Annotated in this window: 1 protein-coding gene and 1 pseudogene; both read right to left on the bottom strand. The window is 30.3% G+C overall.

Annotation, left to right across the window (positions count from 1 at the left end; all coding sequences use genetic code 11):
* Positions 1–159: 159 nt before the first annotated feature.
* Positions 160–870, bottom strand: a complete 711-nt coding sequence (locus MMG82_RS21315; RefSeq protein WP_241407413.1) for a hypothetical protein — start codon at positions 868–870, stop codon at positions 160–162.
* Positions 871–1,079: 209 nt separating this feature from the next.
* Positions 1,080–1,322 (bottom strand): annotated as a pseudogene (locus MMG82_RS21320) (hypothetical protein); the annotation flags it as partial.

Genomic DNA, 1,322 nt, shown 5'->3' on the forward strand with positions numbered 1-1,322 from the left:
CTCGTATACCAACGATATAATAAAATAATTCAAATCATTAATTGTAATTCTTCCAGATAAAATCTTTTTAATCTTATCACTCTTTGACAAAATGGCGTTAAGGTTGTTGATTATTTGATTTTTGTTGTCAACAAACTTAATAAATCGATAGCACATGTATCACACCAGAATTGTTGAGCAACATGGTTTGTAAAATTTTTTATAAAGGAGTGGGTCAACCTTATCTATTAGTAACTCTTTATTGTTAATAAAAAACTTTCCAGACTCTCTGTTCAGGGCTCCTAATGAACATAAATTAAAAACAACTTTATTTGCATATTGACGTGTGCATCCAGTAACTTTACTTAACAAGTCGGCAGTGATATATGATTTTTTGTTAAATTTACAGCTTGAAGTACAATAAATTAATATAAAAAAAATCATATAATCCTCCGCACTTAATGCTGCTCTTAATAAGATTAATTCTCTTGAATATGAAACAAAAAATTTATAAATATCATCAGCGGCTATATCTAAATAATCTAAATAATTCTCAATAAAGTTTGACTTTCTTGGTACAACAAAGATAGATGAATTCTGTAATGCTTCTAAACGTGAGGATTCGCCACTATAGTATGTAGCACTCCTTTTGAAAGGAATGATTGTCCCAGTTGTGAATAAACTACTGCAAATTTCTCTCTCTTCACCGAAATGGAAAAATTCCCCAATAAGCCCGTAATCAACAGACACTAAAAATGTTTGAGAGGGTTCAAGATCAAGTATCTCCCCTTTGCTTAAGCTGATTGAGTAAATACTTTTAACTATTAATTCAATGGCTTGATCTGGCACCATTCTTGTAGACAATAGCTTTCTTACTGTTGCGATGCACATCTATCTACCTTCTTGCTGTTATCACTTGATACCTTAATTTTGTACAATAATATTGTACACAATGAAACATGTATTGTGTACCATCTTTATTTTTTCAATGTAAAAATGCGATAAAAGTCACGCCAATCTGGTATTGTGTGATATGTGTCGCGTGTTGGATTGTGCTCATCAGTACGATTAAATGTGTTTGAAATATTTTACCCAAAACTTTACTTATAAAGTCTTGGATAATTAACATCAATTTCTAGCTCTTGCTCCCAAAAATAAATAAATTGCTCTAAGAGTGTTGCAATAGAACGATAAAATAAAGTACTTGCATTTTCTTTCATAAGGGTAATAAATCTGTAAAACCAAGGTAGTAAATGTGACTCTAGTAGTTCATTAATATCATTAAGTAAAAAATTTGAACTTGCTCTCTCAAATAATATTGAAAGTGAAAGAAGAATTATACC

This window comes from Shewanella sp. MM_2022_3 (assembly GCF_022557375.1).
In the GTDB taxonomy this organism is placed as follows: Bacteria; Pseudomonadota; Gammaproteobacteria; order Enterobacterales; family Shewanellaceae; genus Shewanella; species Shewanella xiamenensis.

Excerpts from the sequence above, each read along its gene's own strand:
- MMG82_RS21315 (WP_241407413.1), bottom strand. The coding sequence starts at position 870 with ATGTGCATCGCAACAGTAAGAAAGCTATTGTCTACAAGAATGGTGCCA.